16 protein-coding genes are annotated in these 17,067 nt (G+C 65.2%); 5 read left to right on the forward strand and 11 right to left on the reverse strand.

All coding sequences use genetic code 11. The annotated features are described in order from the left end of the window. Positions 1–171 precede the first annotated feature (171 nt). Positions 172–738 (forward strand): hypothetical protein, encoded by a 567-nt coding sequence (locus tag BRAGE_RS0102135; protein ID WP_027560685.1) that lies wholly within the window; start codon positions 172–174, stop codon positions 736–738. A 225-nt stretch (positions 739–963) separates the two neighbouring features. Further along, positions 964–1,497: a PRC-barrel domain-containing protein gene (locus BRAGE_RS0102140; RefSeq protein WP_027560684.1), complete on the forward strand. Its 534-nt coding sequence runs from the start codon at positions 964–966 to the stop codon at positions 1,495–1,497. Positions 1,498–1,724: 227 nt separating this feature from the next. On the opposite strand, the gene BRAGE_RS0102150 is transcribed toward BRAGE_RS0102140, so the two are convergent. The 7 genes from BRAGE_RS0102150 to BRAGE_RS47630 all read right to left on the reverse strand — a co-directional run bounded on the left by BRAGE_RS0102150 (position 1,725) and on the right by BRAGE_RS47630 (position 10,689). After that, positions 1,725–2,936 (reverse strand): ABC transporter substrate-binding protein, encoded by a 1,212-nt coding sequence (locus BRAGE_RS0102150; RefSeq protein ID WP_027560683.1) that lies wholly within the window; start codon positions 2,934–2,936, stop codon positions 1,725–1,727. Between the two features lie 164 nt (positions 2,937–3,100). Then, positions 3,101–3,928, reverse strand: coding sequence for an ABC transporter permease (locus BRAGE_RS0102155; protein WP_027560682.1), 828 nt, complete (start codon positions 3,926–3,928; stop codon positions 3,101–3,103). After that, on the reverse strand, positions 3,925–5,187 hold the full coding sequence (locus BRAGE_RS0102160; RefSeq protein WP_027560681.1) for an ABC transporter permease: 1,263 nt from the start codon (positions 5,185–5,187) through the stop codon (positions 3,925–3,927). The genes BRAGE_RS0102155 and BRAGE_RS0102160 overlap by 4 nt, the downstream gene beginning before the upstream one ends. Before the next feature lie 22 nt (positions 5,188–5,209). After that, complete coding sequence (locus BRAGE_RS0102165) at positions 5,210–6,268, reverse strand: ABC transporter substrate-binding protein (RefSeq protein WP_027560680.1); 1,059 nt, start codon at positions 6,266–6,268, stop codon at positions 5,210–5,212. A gap of 47 nt (positions 6,269–6,315) precedes the next feature. Beyond that, entirely contained in the window at positions 6,316–7,425 is a 1,110-nt protein-coding gene (locus tag BRAGE_RS0102170) for an ABC transporter ATP-binding protein (RefSeq protein WP_027560679.1), read from the reverse strand. Positions 7,426–7,523: 98 nt separating this feature from the next. After that, positions 7,524–9,092, reverse strand: a complete 1,569-nt coding sequence (locus BRAGE_RS0102175) for a DUF4403 family protein (protein ID WP_027560678.1) — start codon at positions 9,090–9,092, stop codon at positions 7,524–7,526. Positions 9,093–9,222: 130 nt separating this feature from the next. Next, a complete protein-coding gene (locus tag BRAGE_RS47630; protein WP_051377662.1) occupies positions 9,223–10,689 on the reverse strand; it encodes a purine-cytosine permease family protein in 1,467 nt (488 codons plus the stop codon). A gap of 265 nt (positions 10,690–10,954) precedes the next feature. Here BRAGE_RS47630 and BRAGE_RS0102185 point away from each other — a divergent pair, with 265 nt between their 5' ends. Next, positions 10,955–11,626, forward strand: a complete 672-nt coding sequence (locus BRAGE_RS0102185; protein ID WP_027560677.1) for an FMN-dependent NADH-azoreductase — start codon at positions 10,955–10,957, stop codon at positions 11,624–11,626. Positions 11,627–11,647: 21 nt separating this feature from the next. Continuing rightward, a complete protein-coding gene (locus BRAGE_RS0102190; RefSeq protein WP_027560676.1) occupies positions 11,648–12,535 on the forward strand; it encodes a polysaccharide deacetylase family protein in 888 nt (295 codons plus the stop codon). On the opposite strand, the gene BRAGE_RS0102195 is transcribed toward BRAGE_RS0102190, so the two are convergent. Together BRAGE_RS0102195 and BRAGE_RS0102200 are read right to left on the reverse strand one after the other, a co-directional pair. Continuing rightward, entirely contained in the window at positions 12,513–13,448 is a 936-nt protein-coding gene (locus BRAGE_RS0102195) for a LysR family transcriptional regulator (RefSeq protein WP_027560675.1), read from the reverse strand. The genes BRAGE_RS0102190 and BRAGE_RS0102195 overlap by 23 nt on opposite strands. Before the next feature lie 28 nt (positions 13,449–13,476). Then, on the reverse strand, positions 13,477–14,091 hold the full coding sequence (locus BRAGE_RS0102200; RefSeq protein WP_051377663.1) for a DUF1989 domain-containing protein: 615 nt from the start codon (positions 14,089–14,091) through the stop codon (positions 13,477–13,479). Positions 14,092–14,207: 116 nt separating this feature from the next. On the opposite strand from BRAGE_RS0102200, the gene BRAGE_RS0102205 reads away from it, so the two are divergent. Then, positions 14,208–15,083 (forward strand): LysR family transcriptional regulator, encoded by an 876-nt coding sequence (locus tag BRAGE_RS0102205; RefSeq protein WP_027560673.1) that lies wholly within the window; start codon positions 14,208–14,210, stop codon positions 15,081–15,083. On the opposite strand, the gene BRAGE_RS0102210 is transcribed toward BRAGE_RS0102205, so the two are convergent. After that, positions 15,080–15,724, reverse strand: a complete 645-nt coding sequence (locus BRAGE_RS0102210) for a Vgb family protein (RefSeq protein WP_027560672.1) — start codon at positions 15,722–15,724, stop codon at positions 15,080–15,082. The two genes, BRAGE_RS0102205 and BRAGE_RS0102210, sit on opposite strands and share 4 nt — an antisense overlap. Positions 15,725–15,753: 29 nt before the next feature. Further along, complete coding sequence (locus tag BRAGE_RS0102215; RefSeq protein ID WP_027560671.1) at positions 15,754–16,974, reverse strand: hypothetical protein; 1,221 nt, start codon at positions 16,972–16,974, stop codon at positions 15,754–15,756. Positions 16,975–17,067: the final 93 nt, after the last annotated feature.

Consider the following 17,067-nt stretch of genomic DNA (forward strand, 5'->3'; position numbering starts at 1 on the left):
TTGTCCAAGATTCGGGCCAAAAGGCGAAGATTTTTGTTTCAGATCATTTCTGAGGCTCCTGCCGCAACACCAGGACACGACCGGGTAGCGCTGCGGCAAGGTCTCGTTAAGTCCGTTAACCATACCGTGGCGCAGTCGCGTACGAAACCCCGCAAAACCCACGGAGCCATCATGAGCTCGATTTCGGCGGCCTCCGCCGGTAATTACCAGTCGCCGCTGCAGCGGCTGCAGCAGGAATTGCAATCGGAAGTGTCCGCCGGCACCATCTCCTCGTCGGACCAGTCCGCGCTCTCGACGGCGCTGACCGACATCGACACGGCGCTCCAGCAGAGCCGGTCGAGCGACCAGTCGAGCGGCACGCGTCCCTCCAAGGACGAGATGCAGTCGAAGATCGACAACCTCATCTCGAGCGAGGTGTCGAACGGCACGCTGACCTCGGACCAGGCCGAAGAGCTCAAGGGCGTGTTTCAGTCCGCCTTCGCCAAGGGACCCGGCGGCGCCGATGGCGCGGGCGGACCGCCGCCCGGTCCGCCGCCGTCGGACGACGGCTCTTCGGATTCGTCGACGACGACGGATTCGACCAGCAGCACGTCGACCGACTCCACGACGGCGGAGATCCTCCAGCAATTCCTCCAGGCGCTCCAGCAGTCGCAATCGTCGACATCGTCCTATGGCGCCAATGGCAGCTCATCCAGCAATTCGGATTTCTCGGCGCTTCTGATCGACTACAAGAGCTGACCTGAGCGACGCAGGTCGGCGCGTTCCTCGCCGCGGTCGTGCTTCACCCAGGGCGCATGATCGTCGGCGGGGAACCGTGCGCCGCAAAATGTTCCTGGGTGACGCAGGAACAATTCTCGTCGTTTTCGCGTGCACATCGCGTGACGAAATTGCCGCGTGTAAGGAACTGCGAGTGTGCAGCGCTGTTTTCTCCGCACAAGTTTTCTTGTTGAAGGAGAGGACAACATGCTGATGAAATCGATCGCCGCCGGCCTCGCTGGCACGGCACTTCTTGCGACGGTTGCGTTCGCGCAATCGCCGACCACCACCACCGACAAGGCGGCCCCTGCGGCAACCGCCACGACCACGACGACGACTGCGTCGGGTGAATGGCGTGCCTCGAAGATGTCGGGCCTGAAGGTCTATAACGACGCCAACGAGAACATCGGCTCGATCAACGATCTCCTGATGGACAAGAGCGGCGCCATCAAGATCGCCGTGATCGGTGTCGGCGGCTTCCTCGGCATGGGCGAGCATCTGGTCGCCGTGCCCTACGAGAAGCTGAAGTTCGTCAACGAGGCCGTTGCTTCGACCACGACCACCCGTCCGGCGACGACCACGACCACTGGCGCTGCGACGGGCACCGAGAAGACCACCACGACCACGGCGCCGGCCACTTCATCCACGTCATCTACGTCGAAGTGGTATCCCGACCACGCCGTGTTCAACGCCAGCAAGGACGAGCTCAAGAACATGCCCGAGTTCAAGTACTCGGAGTAATGCGCCTCGCGTGACGGCCTAAACGAAGCGCGCCCGGTTTTCTCCGGGCGCGCTGTCGTGTCTTTTTCTTTCATTCATCATGACGCAATGTCGACCCTCACCCTGAGCAGCGCGCTCTTGGCGCGCGTCTCGAAGGGCGAGGCCACCGGCGGGGCCTTCATCCTTCGAGACGCTTGCTTCGCAAGCTCCTCAGGATGAGGAATTGACAGCGCGGCCGAGTGCATCGCTCAGTGCGTCACCAGCGGGCAGCCGCCCTTGTCGAGCGGACGGAAGGCTTCGTCGCCGGGCACGGTGGCGATCAGCTTGTAGAGGTCCCACTCGCCCTTGGATTCTTCGGGCTTCTTGACCTCGAACAGATACATGTCGTGGACCATGCGGCCGTCGATGCGGATCTTGCCGTTCTTGGCGAAGAAGTCGTTCACCGGCGTCTTGCGCATCTGCTCCATCACCTTCGGCGCCTCGTCGGTCTTGATGGCGTCGATCGCCTTCAGATAGTGCATGGTCGCCGAATAGAGGCCGGCCTGGATCATGGTCGGCATGTGCCCGACCTTCTCGTTGAAGCGTTTCGAGAAGGCCCGCGTCTCCTCGTTCATGTCCCAGTAGAAGGCATCGGTGACGATCAGGCCCTGCGTCGCCTTGATGCCGAGCGAATGCGTGTCGGTGATCTCCTGGAGCAGCGCGATCATCTTCTGACCGCCCTGGGTCAGGCCGAACTCGGCCGCCTGCTTCAGCGCATTGGTGGTGTCGCCGCCGGCGTTGGCGAGCGCGACCACCTTGGCCTTGGAGGCCTGGGCCTGGAGCAGGAAGGAGGAGAAGTCCGAGGAGTTGAGCGGATGGCGGACGTCGCCGAGCACCTTGCCGCCGCTTTCCTTGACGACATTGGCCGCGTCACGCTCGAGCGCCATGCCGAAGGCATAGTCGGCGGTGACGAAGAACCAGGTGTCCTCGCCGCGCTTCACCATCGCCTTGCCGGCGACGTTCGACAGCGCGTAGGTGTCGTAGGTCCAATGCACGGTGTTGGGCGAGCAGGCGGTGCCGGTGATGTCGGAGGAGCCGCCGCCGGAATTGATGTTGATCTTGTTCTTCTCGCGCGTCAGCGCCGAGATCGGCAGCGCCACCGAAGAGGTCGGCACGTCGAAGATCGCATCGACCTTCTCGTTGTCATACCAGTTGCGGGCGACGTTGACGCCGACATCGGGCTTGTTCTGGTGATCGGCGGCGACGACTTGCACGGGCTTGCCGGCGACCTTGGCGCCGTAATCGGCAACCGCCATCTCGACCGCGGCGAGCGAGCCCTTGCCGGTTGCGTCGGCATAGAGGCTCGACATGTCCGTAAGCACGCCGATCTTGACCACATCGTCGGAAATCTGCGCCTGCGCCGCGCCAGACGTGGCGGCAAGCGCGAGACCGGCCGCCACGGCGGCGATGAGTTTTTGCATGGTGTTTCTCCCTCAGCGTTGTTGTTTGGGTTTTGTTGCGGGACCGTTGTAGCGACAAACGGTCGCGGCAGCTAAGCGGTGCGCGCCGTAGCGGAATGCAAAATCAGAAGGGGCGGCCGGTGTTCCATTCGCCTCTCCCCGCTTGCGGGGAGAGGGAGAAGTTATCAGGCGCTGCCCTTGAGCCGCTCGTTGCGACGGCGCAGGCCTTCCAGGGTGGCGAGGAGGATGATCGAGACTGTCGTCAGGATCACCGCCGCGGCCGTAATGGTCGGGCTGATGTTCTCGCGGATGCCACTGAACATTTCGCGCGGCAGGGTGCGCTGTTCGGGACCTGCCATGAACAGGACGATCACCACTTCATCAAAACTGGTCGCGAAGGCGAACAGCGCGCCCGACGCGAGCCCCGGCAGGATCAATGGCAGGATCACGCGTTGGAACGCCTGAAGCGGCGAGGCGCCGAGCGAGGCGGCGGCACGTGCGAGGTTGGTATCGAAACTCTGCAGCGTCGCGCCGACCGTGATCACCACAAAAGGCGTCGCCAGCGCGGTGTGGGCCAGGATCAAGCCGAGATAGCTGCCGGTCAGTCCGATCGGCGCGAAGAAGAAGTACAGGCCGACCGCGGTGATGACGCCGGGCACGACGACCGGCGACAGCACGAAGGCCAGCACCAGCGGCTTGAACCGGCTCTTCCACTGCGCGAGCCCCAGCGCGGCCAGCGTGCCGAGCAACATCGACAGCAGCGTCGAGGCGATGCCGATGATCATGCTGTTCTTCAGCGAATTCATCCAGCGCGGTGAATTGATGAAGTCGTCGTACCAGCGCAAGGAGAGGCCCGGCAGCGGATAAGTGAGGTACGAGCCCGAGCTGAAGGACAGCGGCATGATCGCCAAGATTGGAGCGATCAGGAAGATGAAGACCAGCGTGGAGATGGCGACGGTCGCGGTCCATGCGATGCGCTGGCTGGGCGTGCGGAGTGAGGGATTGTCGCTCAATTCTTCATGCCTCCCGTGACCTGCTGGCCCTGCACCAGCTTGCCGTAGACGAGCGCGAGCAGAAGCGTGGCCAGCAGCAGCACCGCGCCCAGCGCCGACGCGAGGCCCCAATTGGCCGTCTCGGTCGTGTAGAGCGCGATGAAGTAACTGATCATCTGATCGGCAGCGCCGCCGACGAGGGCCGGCGTGATGTAGTAGCCGAGCGCCAGGATGAAGACGAGCAGGCTGCCCGCGCCGATGCCGGGCAGGGTCTGCGGCAAATAGATTCGCAGGAAGGCGGTGAGGGGCGCCGCGCCGAGAGAGGCGGCGGCCCGCATGTAGGCTGGCGATATCGCCTTCATGCTGCTGTAGAGCGGCAGGATCATGAACGGCAGCAGCACGTGGGTCATCGCCACGCAGACGCCGAAGCGGTTGTAGATCAGGCGGAGCGGCTCGTCGATGATGCCGAGCCAGTGCAGGCTGTCGTTCACGACACCCTTGCTTTGCAGCAGCACGATCCAGGCGCAGGTTCGGACCAGCAGCGAGGTCCAGAACGGCAGCAGCACGAAGATCATCAGCAGGTTCGACCGGCCCGGCGGCAACGTCGCCAAGAGGTAGGCGACCGGAAAGCCGAGGAGCAGGCAGAGCGCGGTGACGCCGAGGCTGATGAGGAAGGTGCGGGCGAAAATCTCGCGATAGATGGCCTGATCCGGCGGGGCGGCGACGATCGCGCCGTCCGCGTTCCGCGTCAGGTCGAGCGCTGCGAGCAAGTAGAAGCCGGTGACGGGGCCGCCGGCGTCCTTGATCGTCGTCCATGTCGTGCGTTCGCGCCAGGCCGGATTGATCTTGACCAGCGTTTCCTTCGCCGTGCCTGTTTCCGGCATCGCCTTCAGATTGCGCGCCGTGCTGGTCAGGATGGTGCGAAAGCCGTTCAGTGCGTAGTTGAGCCGCTTGGCCGCGATCGCAATGGTGCCGGAGGCGCGCGCCGCCAGGATGTCGCTTGCCAGCGCCACATAGGTCTTTTCGTCCGGCAGGTCCTTGCCGTCCCAGTTGGCGAGAGCCGCGATGGTTTGCGGCAGAACCTGGCGCACCTCCCGGTCATCGACCGCGCGCCACAGCATTCCGATGATAGGTCCGGCGAAAGTGAAGAGCAGGAAGACGAGAAGCGGCGCTACCAGCGCCAATGCCTTGACCTGACGTGTCCGCTCCGCACGCCTCAATCGGCGCTTGAGCGACACCTCGGTCGACGCATTGGCGCCGGTCAGGAGCGCGTCCGTCATTGGTTGAGCCCTGCAGGGTGCGCTATTTCGCGGCCCATTTGTTGAAGCGCTCGGTCAGGCGGTCGATGTTCTCGAGCCAGAAGCCCACGTTGATCTCGACCGCGTTCTTGATGTTGTCAGGCGCCGTCGGCAGGTCCTTCAGGACGGCGGGCGCAAGCCGTCCGGCGGCGTCCTTGTTCGAGGTGCCATAGGCGATGTTCTCCGACAGCTTCGACTGGTTCTCCGCCTTGCCGGCAAAATCCAGGAACTTGTAGGCGGCGTCCTTGTTCGGGCTGCCCTTCAGGATGACCCAGCTATCGAGGGTGAAGAGCGCGCCGTCCCACACCATGCCGAAGTTCTTCTTCTCGTTCTTGTTCGCGGTGTCGATGCGGCCATTGTAGACCGAGGTCATCACCACCTCGCCGGAAGCGAGCAGTTGCGGCGGCTGCGCGCCGGCCTTCCACCAGACGATGTCGCTCTTGATGGTGTCGAGCTTCTTGAAGGCGCGCTCGACGCCTTCGTCGGTCGCCAGCACCTTGTAGACGTCCTTCGGTGCGACGCCGTCGGCCATCAGCGCGATCTCAAGCGTGGTCTTGGGGCCCTGACGCAAAGCGCGCTTGCCCGGGATCTTCTTGGTGTCGAAGAAGTCTGCCCAGCCGCTCGGGGCGTCCTTCAGCTTGTCCTTGTCGTAGCCGAGTACGAAATCGTAGAGGATGGCGCCGACGCCGCAAGCGTTGACCGACGGCGGGATATAGGCGGCCTCGCCGCCTATCTTTGAATAGTCCATCTTCTCGAACAGGCCTTCCTCGCAGCCGACCGCGAGCTCGTCGCTCTCGACCTGGACGACGTCCCAGGTGGCTGCGCCACCCTGCACCTTGGCGCGTAACACGCCGACGCCGCCGTCCCAGGACTCGTCGTTCATGGCAATGCCGGCAGCCTTCTTGAAGGGCTCGAAATAGACTTTCTTCTGCGCATCCTGATACGCGCCGCCCCACGACACTACGGTGAGGTCACGCGCCTGCGCGACCGTCGCCAGCGCAGCGCTGGCGCCGAACGCCGCGGCGAACCCCAGAGCAATCTTGCCAATCTTGCGCTTCAGCATGGTCCTTGTTCCTTCTTCATGTGCGTTGCGTTGAGGTGATCGCTGGATCAAACGGGATCGAGGGCGAGGCAGTCCTCCGGGCGGAAGGTCACGAAGACGTTTTCGCCGGGTGTCAGGCTGTCATGCGCACCCGGCTGAAACTTGACCATGAACTCGGCGTTCCCCGAGACATCGAGCACGGCCAGCGCGTGGTCGCCGAGATAGATCGTGCTCTGCACCCTGGCCGGCAGTCGGTTCGGTCCGTCGCTGGAGGCGCCATCCGCGACGATAGCGATCCGCTCCGGCCGCACCGACAGGGACGTCGATGCGCCCGCACCTGAGACGTTTGCCGCGCGCGCGGTCACGACGCCGCCACCGGCCAGCGCAACCCGGCAATAGGTCTTGTCGATCGTCTCGACGGTGCCGGCGAGCACATTGTTCTCGCCGATGAAGTGGGCGACAAAACTGTTCACCGGACGCTCATACAGCGCGCCGGGCCTGTCGATCTGCTGCACGATGCCGTCGTTGAACACGGCGATGCGGTCCGACATGGTGAGCGCTTCGCTCTGGTCGTGGGTGACGTAGACGATTGTGATGCCCATCGTCTCGTGCAGTTGCTTGATCTCGAGCTGCATCTGCTCGCGCAGGCGCTTGTCCAGGGCGCCGAGCGGCTCGTCCATCAGCACGAGCTGCGGATTGAAGACCAGCGCGCGGGCCAGCGCGACGCGCTGCTGCTGACCGCCGGACAGCTGCCCGGGCCGCCGCTGCGCCATGGTTTCCATCTTGATCATGCGCAACGCCGCGCCGACGCGTTCCTGCGCTTCGGCCTTGCCGGTTTTGCGAACGGAGAGCGGGAAGGCGATATTCTCCGCGATCGTCAGATGCGGAAACAGGGCATAGTTCTGGAACACCATGCCGATGTCGCGCTTGTGGGGCGGCACATTCTTGATCGGCCGGTCCGCGAGGTAGATCTCGCCCTGGGTCGGAACCTCGAAGCCGGCCAGCATCATCAGCGTGGTCGTCTTGCCCGAGCCCGACGGACCGAGCAGGGTGAGGAACTCGCCCTTCTTGATGTCGAGATCGAGGTTCTTCACCACGAGGTGCTCGCCATCATAGGTCTTCTGAATGCCGGAAAACCGCACCAGTGCCGGCGCGGGTGTGACCATGCCGGCTTCCATGTTGTCCTCGCGTTGTCCCCTACAGTGCCGCGAGACTAGCATCCTCCGGCGAGAATGCCAGCGGCGCAAGCGACGAGGAGGCGTGTGGGGCCGGTGCGCTACATCCCCGACAGCTTGGTCACGTACACGTTGAGCGAGCCGCCGGCCTCCGCGACGACGCGCAGCGTCTTGGAATCGAAGGCGATGTCGGCAAGCGTCAGGCTGTCGATCTTGGCGTCGACCTTGAGGCCGTCCTCGCTCTTCTGGTAGTCGCCGATCGCGGCTGCGATCTTCTCGCGGGCGTTGGCGGCGATCGGCTTCAGATCGAGCGTCGCCTTCTGGACCAGCGCCTGCTGCATCTGCGGCACCACCGCGCGCGCCGCGGCGCCCAAGAGGCCGAAGGCCGCCTCGGATTCGACCGCGAGCTGGATGTCGGCGAGCCGTAGCGTCTGCTGGGCCTGGTCGAGCATCGGCCGGCCCCAGATGTGCACGGTCGCCTCGGCGCCGAGGCCGAACCAGCTCTTCTTTTCCTTGGCGCGAACCAGCAGCGAGATCAGCAGGCGCTCGCCTGACGGGATCACGTTGACGCTTTTGATGGTGACGTCCACTGGGCCGGAGCCGTCCTCCGGATAGGTGTGGCCGACCATCTGGGCCGCGATCAGCTTGTTGATCTCGGTGAAGGGCACGTCGATCGGCACGCCGATGTTCACGCCGGTGCCGGTCGGCGGCACGATCGAGATCTTCTCGGGGAACGGGCAGTCCGGCTTGGACGGCGCCGAGGTGACGCGCGTCTCGAGCTCGAGGCCGAGCAGCAGTGTCACGTTCTGCGCATCGACGCGCGGCTGCGCCGCGATGGCACGGGTCGGCTTCATTTCCAGCCACAACGGCGGCAGCGCGGCCGAGCTGCCTGAGCCTTGCAACGGGATCGAGCGGCAGGCCTTGGCCCATTGCAGCTTCGCATTCTCCCGCAGCGACGGATCGTTGCGGATGCGCTCGGAGACGGCGTTGATCTGCTCGCCGACATTCTTGTCGATCAGCGGCTTGACCTGGGCGGGAACGTTGACCTTGGCGCCGGCGACGTTGAGGTTGGTGTCGCCGAGATTGACCTGGGCGCCGAGATTGGGCTCGAGGTGCCAGGCCGCGGCGAGCTTCGGGCGCGAGGTGACGACCACGTTGCCCTTGATCTCGGCGCTGGCGTTCAGGTTCTTGATGTTGACCGCGCCGATCCGTTTCGCCGCGTCACCGCCGAGCACGCTGCCGAGCGCGTCGCCGAGTGCGCCGGTGGCCTTGGACGACAGCGAGCCCGTGACGTTCAGCTTGCCGCTGAGCGGCGTCGAGATCGTCAGCACGTCCTTGTCGCCGGTGGCCGCCATCGGGCCGCGCACGGCGGACCAGCCGATGTCGGCATTCTCCAGGATCTGCGAGATCGGGTTGTCGGCCTTGCCGGCGAAATTGCGCGGCGCGGCTCGCTCGGCCTGCTCGCGGATCGCCGACAGCGCGATCGCGACCGGCGCGACCACGATCGAGCTCTTCGCGACCGGCGACAGCGGCGGCAGCTGCGCGACCGGCGGCGCCGGATTGGTCGCGCGCGGCGACAGGAAGTCCATCGCCTTCAGGCTGATGAAGAACGACGCCGCGAGCACCGCCACGGCGATCAGGATAGTCTTCAGATTCAACGTCAGACGCATCAATCCCCCAAGCCGCCCCGGCGGGGATTTTACAGGGCGGGCGAGGAGGGCGCTAGAGCGCACCGATGGGTCGGAATTGGGGCGAATGTGTTAACGGCCGCGACCGTGCCGTTAACACATGTTCCGCCCATCACACCGAGGTGGATTTGGCTTCGCCCGAGAGCGAGCCGAGCTTTGACCCTGCGCCGAGGTTTTCGATGGCCCGCCCGCACAGCGGATAAAGCACTGCATAGCTCGCGCCGGCCGCCACCATGCCGGTCAGCCACGAAAGATCGACGCCGCCAGCCCACAGCGCGAGCGGCCCCTGCATCGCGGCGATCGTCCCCATCTGGAAGAGCCAGGCCGCGATGAGTCCGATTGCGAACGAGAGCATGCCGGCCCAGTTGACGTTGCCGTATCGGCTCGTTTCGGGTGAGGCGTAGAGTTCGCCGAGATCGACGCGCCCGCCGCGGATCACGAAGAAGTCCACGAGAGTGACCCCTGCCCAAGGGCTGATCCAGACCACCAGCGCGACCATGAAGCTGTCGAAGGTGTGCGCGAAGTCGCCCGACTGCAGGAACAGGCAGAGGATCAGCGACGCGATCACGCCCGAGATCACGGAGATGGTCCAGCGCGGCCAGCGGATATCGAGCGCGAGGCTCGACAGCGCCGCCGAGTAGATCACGACGATGTTGGTCGCGATCGGCCCGTGCAGCAGCAGAAGCAGCACGGGCAGCGCCATGGCACCGAATGTCGCCACGACAAGCTGGGCCGGGTCGGAACCTGCTCCGCCGGACGCGATCGTTGCCCCGAGCAAGGCGAGCCACACGGTGGGAACGAACATGCCGAGAAACGTCGCGCCAAACACCTTGCCTGCACTGAGTTGCGGCCTGGCGAAGCGGGTGTAGTCCGAGGCATAGACCAGCCACGAAATGCCCCAGCCGATGCCGATGGCAGTCATGAGCTGCGTCATCGCCGCGAAGGTCTTCGCATCCGTGGTTCCTGAGCCGTGCCAGACGATATCCACGCGCCAGAACGCAAGCACGGTCATCAAGGCCATGATCGCCAGGATCACCGGCATGGTGTAGCGCTCGAACTGCCGGATCGCATTGAAGCCCCAGGCAGCGATGCCGACCTGCAGCACCATGACGGCGGCGGCGATCAGATATTTCAGCTCGGTCGAGCCGTTTACGCCCATCCGTTCCAGGGCGGCGACCGCGAGGTCGAGCACGATCCACGTGTTGGTCGCGACCCATCCCATCGGCATGAGGACCTGCGCGAGCGCCGGCAGACCGGCGCCGCGGCGGCCGAAGGCCAGCCTGCCGAGCACCATCTGCGGGACGCCGGTACGATGCCCCATCAAGCAGAAGATGCCGAACAGGGTGGCGCCGAGCAGGTTTCCGACCACGACCACGGCAAGCGTTTGCAGCAGGCTGAGGCCGAGCTGGATACCGAGAGCGCCGAGCACCCAGTTGATGGGCGCGATGTTGGCGCCGGCCCAGATCCAGAACTGGTCCGTTGCCGTGGACGTGCGGTGCGCAGCAGGGACCGGCTCGATGCCGTGAGCATCGAAGCCGATCTGGTGTTCGGGCAGGGCGGATTGAGGCTCGGTCGACATGTTTCCTCCATTGTTGTGCTTGCTTGGGCGAGGAGGCATCTGAGCAACAAGCGATCCCGCGCGTTAATGAGAAATACTCAAGCCTGGATGAGCCGAAGTGCAGCATCATGCATCGGCAGTGCACGGCAAGCAGCTCGGCCTGCGTGCGGCGAGGCCACCGCTTTGATCTTGAGTTTTTCTCAAGCCCGCTGCCGATATCGTCAATCGTCCTCTGGCGTGCGATCGGCAATGCTGCCGCCGGATGCAGCACAATCGGAGGTCCGTGATGACGACAATCCTGCACATCGATGCCAGCGTGCGCGGCGAGCGCTCGATCAGCCGCCGCCTGTCCAAGGCTTTTGTCGAACATTGGCTCGAGCGCGAGCCCGAAACACTGGTCCTGGCGCGGGACGTCGGCCGCAATCCGCCGCCCCTGGTGACGGAAGCCTGGGTCGTCGCCGCTTTCACGCCGCCCGAAGCGCGCCGGCCGGATCAGGACGAGGAGCTTCGCCTGTCGGACGAACTGATCGACGAGCTCGATCGCGCCGATGTCATCGTGATCGGCACACCGATGTACAATTACGGCATGCCCGCGGGCTTGAAATCATGGTTCGACAAGGTGATCCGGATCGGCCAGACATTCAGCTTCGATCTTGCGCGCGGCGATTTTCCACTCGAGCCCGTCATGAGTGGCAAGACCCTTGTGGTGCTCAGCTCCCGCGGCGAATTCGGCTTCGGGCCCGGCGGGGTGCGCGAGCGGATGAATCACCTGGAGACCCACATCTTCACCTGTGCCCACTATCTCGGCGTGAAGGAGAGCCATGTCATTGCCGTCGACTACCAGGAGTTCGATGACGAGCGCCACCGGCAGTCGCTTGCCGATGCGCTTGCCGCCATCCCCGTGCTGGTCGATCAGTGTCTCGGGGTCGGTCAGGATGATAGGCTTGCGGCCGAGTGAAGCGAGAGCGGCAGAGCGAGCATGATAGCCAATCCCATTCCCTGGCCGAACGGTGCCCGGTGCGCCTGCGCGATCACCCTGGACGTCGACGCGGACAGTCTCATCCACGTCGCGCGGCCCCAGGACAGTTACAACCGGCTCTATCCGATCACGATGGGGCGATACGGTCCGACGGTCGCCGTGCCGCGCATTCTCGAGACGTATCGGCGGCTTGGCCTGAAGCAATCGTTCTTCATGCCGGCCTGGACGATGGAAAATTATCCCGCCGCCGTCGAGGCGATCCTGAAGGATGGGCACGAGATCGGCCACCACGGTTACATTCACGAGGACCCGGCCGAGATCGGGCCGGATCTGCAACGCGAGCGCTTCGAACGAGCGCTCCGCACCCACGTCGCGATGACGGGGCGCAAGCCGCGCGGCTACCGCGCGCCGCTCTACAATGCGACGCAAGCGACGCTCGAACTGCTGATCGAGCACGGCTTCAGCTATGATTCATCGCTGATGGCCGACGACATTCCGTATCTGATGCAAACGCAGAAGGGAAAGCTCTACGAGATGCCGCCGCATTGGGGTGCGGACGACTGGCCGCCTTTCGCCCATTATGCCGAGATCGGCTACATGATGCCGGTGCAATCGCCGAGCGCGGGGCTTGCGGCTTCGTTCGAGGAATTCGAGGCACAGTACGAGGCGGGGGGATTCTGGATGGGAATCTGGCACCCCTTCCTCACCGGGAGGCTCGCACGCTGGCGGTTGGTCGAGCGTTGGCTCGAGGATGTCCTCGCCAACCGCAAGGTCTGGTTCGCCACGCTCGAGCAGATCGCGGCCCATGTCGACGCGCTGGTGAACGCCGGGACCTACCAGGTTCGTGTCGAGAGGCTGCCCTACTTCACGCAGCCTGTGGTTCCCTGAGCGCCCACGATCGCGCGCGGAAGCTTGCCGCTTCCGCGCGCAGCCAGTCGGTGAAGGTGGCCACCGCTTTGCGCCGGCCGACCGAAGCGCCTTCCAACAGCCTGAAGGCAAAGCCCGGCAGGGCGGGTCCTTCGATCTGGCGCATGGTCCCCTGACGGAGTTGATCGTCCACCAGTGCGTCGCTGCAAAGCAGCGGTCCGAGCCCGCGCTCCGCCGCATGCAATGCCAGCGTCTCTTCGCTGAACCAGGACATGGCAAAATTGGCGCGCCGGCCGCGCGGCGCGACGGCGAGCCAGCCCGACCATGCGGGAAACTCCAGCGCCGGGTTCTTCCAGCGAAAGGCCAGCAGCGACCGCGTTGCGAAGTCGTCGATGCGGGGCGAGGCGACGTTGTGCGGACAGATTCCGCTGGCGGCGACCGCGATATAGCTATCCTCGAACAAAACGGCAGCTGGCTCCGCAGTGTCCGACCGCCCGTAGCGGATGGCGAGATCAACGCCGCGCGTGCCCGGGGTCACGATGTCTTCCGTGGCGTCGATATGCACGATGATGGCCGGACACCGCGCGCTGAACTGCTCCAGCCGCGGAACGAGCCATCGTTCCGCGAAGGCGCGTGTCGTGGAGAGGGTGATCTCCTGCGATCCGGCGCGGGGCTGGATGCCGGCAAAGGCATTCGCGAGCTGATCGAAGCCGTCCCGCAGCAACGGAAAGATCGCCCGCCCTTCGGATGTCAACGCAACGGTTCGTCCGCGGCGGTCGAACAATTTCCGCTTCAAGAGCGCTTCCAGTTGCCGGACCTGATGGCTCACAGCCGTGACCGACACGCACAGCTCGGCCGCGGCAGCCGTAAAGCTCTGATGACGGGCGGCGGCTTCGAACGCCCGGATCGCATTGAGGGGCGGTAATTTGCGCATGGGGTTTCTCCCGGGCGGCCTGGTGCGATCAATCGATCAGGAAATGCGCGTCGGTCGGCTCCATGCCGTTGACCGACGTCACGTCCTGGGGGCAGGCGGAGAAGACGATGACCAGATCCATCTCGGCACGGAAGCTCACATACTGGCCGGCCTCGCTGGTCGGCGGCTGGAACTCGAGGGTGCCATCCGCGCCGACCGGGACGTTCATGAAGAGATTGAGCGGCGAGGGCACTTCCGCTGCCTTGCGCCCGATCGCGGCCAGCGCGGCGTGGAGATTGTTCGTGCAGTTGGCGTGATCGGCGCCTGCACCCAGGTCGCGGTAGCGATAGGTATCGCAAGCAGCGATCAGCGTGTCGTGGACGCCGGGCGTGGTGTCAGCGACCAGCGTCAGGATCGCGCGGCGGCGATTGGTCACGAACGTATCGCCGACTTGCGGGGCGATCTTCAACATCGCGGTGCGGCTGTGCTCCATCGACATGGCCTCGCTCATGTCGGCCGCGTTGAACGCCCAGGTATCGACAACCTGCTTGCCATGGGTGTTCAGGATGGTCGCGGTCTGGCCGGCCACCATTTCCGCCGCGATGCCCTGCCGCGCCGGAATCCGTCGTGGGTGCTTGCGGCCGATCCTTGCAGTCTCGTTCATGCCAGTCTCCTCAAGGCGCTCTGTGGCGAGAAGGGACCATTGGACGAGATGCAATTCCAATAATATTACTTACATCCGATATATGATTTCCCTATAACCTCTTCCGGAGCCTCGCGATGCGGCTACGCCAGCTGGAATGCTTTCGCGCCTTGATGCTTCACGGCACCATGACCCGGGCGGCCGAATTGCTGGGCATGTCGCAGCCGGGGATCAGCACCATGATCGCCAATCTCGAACATGCGACCGGGCTCACGCTGTTCGTGCGCCGCGGCGGGCGGCTGCAGCCGACGCCTGAGGCCAAGCTGTTCTATGTCGAGGCGGCGCGCGCCCTCGACGCGGTGGAGAACGCCGCGCGCATTGCCGGCGAGATCCGGTCCGGCAGCCGCGGGCACCTTGCGATCGCGGCCTATCCCAGCCTGTCGATCAGCCTGCTGCCGCGCCTGGTCTCCAAATTCTCCGCGAAGCGGCCGCAGCTCCAGGCCAAGATCATCACCCGCAACTCGGCCTCCGTTCGCGAGCTGATGTCGACGCAGCAGTTCGATCTCGCGGTGGCGGAGCTGCCGCTCGATTACCCGACCTCCCACATGGAGGTGTTTTCATACGAATGCATGTGCATGCTGCCGAAGGGACATCCGCTGGCCAGGCGAAAGCAATTGACGCCGCGCGATCTCGACGGGGTGCCGTTCGTGACGCTGTTTCGCGGCGATCCCGTGTATCAGCAGCTTGCGTCCGCCTTCTCCAGCTTCGGGGCACGCTGGAATGTGGTTGCGGAGACGGAATTCTTCTCCACGGCTTGCGAGCTGGTTGCGGCGGGCCGCGGCGTCGGTATCGTCGATCCCGTCGTGAGCCGTTCGTTCACGGCGGACCTCGTCCTGCGTCCGCTGCAGCCGGCGATTTCCTACCAGATAGCAATCCTGTTCCCGACGCACGAGGAGCCGTCGCAGATCGCCCGCGATTTCGCCGGCTTGCTGCGCGAGGCGTTGCGCGGCTAGCGGGACGAGCGCCTGGGGCGGCGGACCGCCCTCACATTGCCGCGCTCCCCACCACCGCAGAAGAAGCGATCTGCGCCGTCGGACTCGAGGCCAGAGACCATCGTCCCAGAGGGTAGGTCGAGCTGCTCCAGCACCTTGCCTGTCTCGGGATCGATCCGCCTGATGTCGCTGTCCTCGCCTTCCCAGGTGCCGTGCCAGAGCTCGCCGTCGACCCAAGTGACGCCGGTGACGAAACGCTTGCTCTCGATGGTGCGGAGGATCTTTCCGGTGTCCGGATCGACCTGATGGATTTTTCGTTCGCGATATTGTCCGACCCAGAGCGAGCCCTCCGCCCAGGCAAGCCCTGAATCGCCGCCGCCGCCGGGCGCGGGGATCGTGCTGAGCACCTTGCCGGTCGCGGCATCGATCTTCTGGATGCGATCCTCGGCGATCTGAAACAGATGGCGGCCGTCGAACGCCGTTCCGGCATGCGCGGCGACATCGATCGAGCGCGCGACCTTGCCGCTGGCGGGATCGATCGCGCTCAACTTGTCGCCCGATGCGAACCAGACATGGGTGCCGTCATAGGTGACGCCATGCACGGCCTCGACACCCGCAAACGGCCCGTACTCCCTGACGATCTCGGCGGCTGAACGTTTCATGTGCATGGTCCCTGTGATGTGCCGCAATCTTACGTCTTCAGCAGCGGCGTGGGGAGTAACAAGCCTGTCGGGAATCCCGGGACGGGCGGCGTCATCCAGCGTCGTGCCCGTCCGTGTCCGAACGACTGCACCTTGTTCGAGCGCGCCAGCTCGTCGAGCGCCCGCTGCACGGTGCGCGCGCTGGTTCCGAGCGCCAGCGCGAGTGCCGAGCTCGACCACGGCTCGCCGTCGGCGAGAAAGGCGAGGACGGCGGCGTGCTTCTCCTCGACGGGCCGCGCCAGCACGAGAATGTCGCGCGTCTTGCGCGGCGCCAGCACAAAACCCTGCTTCGTCGCGCTGATCTCGGCGAGCGGCTTCAGCTTGGTGCGGAGCCGCCCGACCTCGACGCGCAATCGCGCGCGATGCGATTCATCGGCGTGCTTCGCGCGGAACGCCCCCGCGATCAGCATCTCTCGCGAGACATCCGCGGGCCACGCCTGGGCCAGGAGACGCGCGAGCGCGAACAGCACCGGGCGCGTTCCGAGCGATACGGCAACGCCTTGCCGGCGCACGACGTGATGGAAGGTGTCCACGACCAGTGCCGTCGAGGTCGCCAGCCGTTCGACCTCTCCGAGCAACAACGGATGTTCGTTGCCGCCCGCGATCAGCCGTGCGGCCGGCGTGTCGAGGATGAGGTTCGCGCTGCCGACCTCGGCCACGAGCGCCGGGATATTCGCCAGCCGCGCTGCGCGCGCCGCACGGCCGAGCGCCGCGCGCGCGTCTCTGGTTCTGAGCCGCCTGATTGCGATGCCGGCAGCGACGAGCTCGCGGATGGCCAGAGACGCAGGCGGGAGCGGGGGAGTGCCAAGCCCGGCCAGCGTCCGCTCGGCCTCGTCGACGCGTCCGACCAGGAGCAGGCGCCGCGCTTCGATGTGGCCCGCATGCGCGGCGTTGGCGAGATCGCCGTGCTGTTGGAGCGTTGCGCGCGCGGCCGCGAGCGCCTTCACCGGCCAGCTCAGGTCGCGCGAGACCAGCGCGATCTCGGCCTCGGCCACGACGCATCTTGCCCGCGCCACCGCCTCGCGCGGACCGAAGGCACGCGCGGCGCTGCGCAGCAGCGTCTTCGCCTTGGCGAGATCGCCGAGCTGCGCCATCGCGATGCCGCGCAGCGCCAGCGAGGGTGCATCATTGCGCAGCGCAACGCGGTTCAGCGCGCCGAGCGGATCGCCGGCCTCCAACGCGCGCGCCGCGGCCGTGATCAGCGATTCCATTCAAATCCCGCCACACTTGTTACTCCCACCGCGCAACCGCGAGGTGCCAGAAATCGTTGACGGCCGACGATGTGCGGCGAGGGGCGATCGGTT

This window comes from Bradyrhizobium genosp. SA-4 str. CB756, from assembly GCF_000473125.1.
Classification (GTDB): Bacteria; Pseudomonadota; Alphaproteobacteria; order Rhizobiales; family Xanthobacteraceae; genus Bradyrhizobium; species Bradyrhizobium arachidis.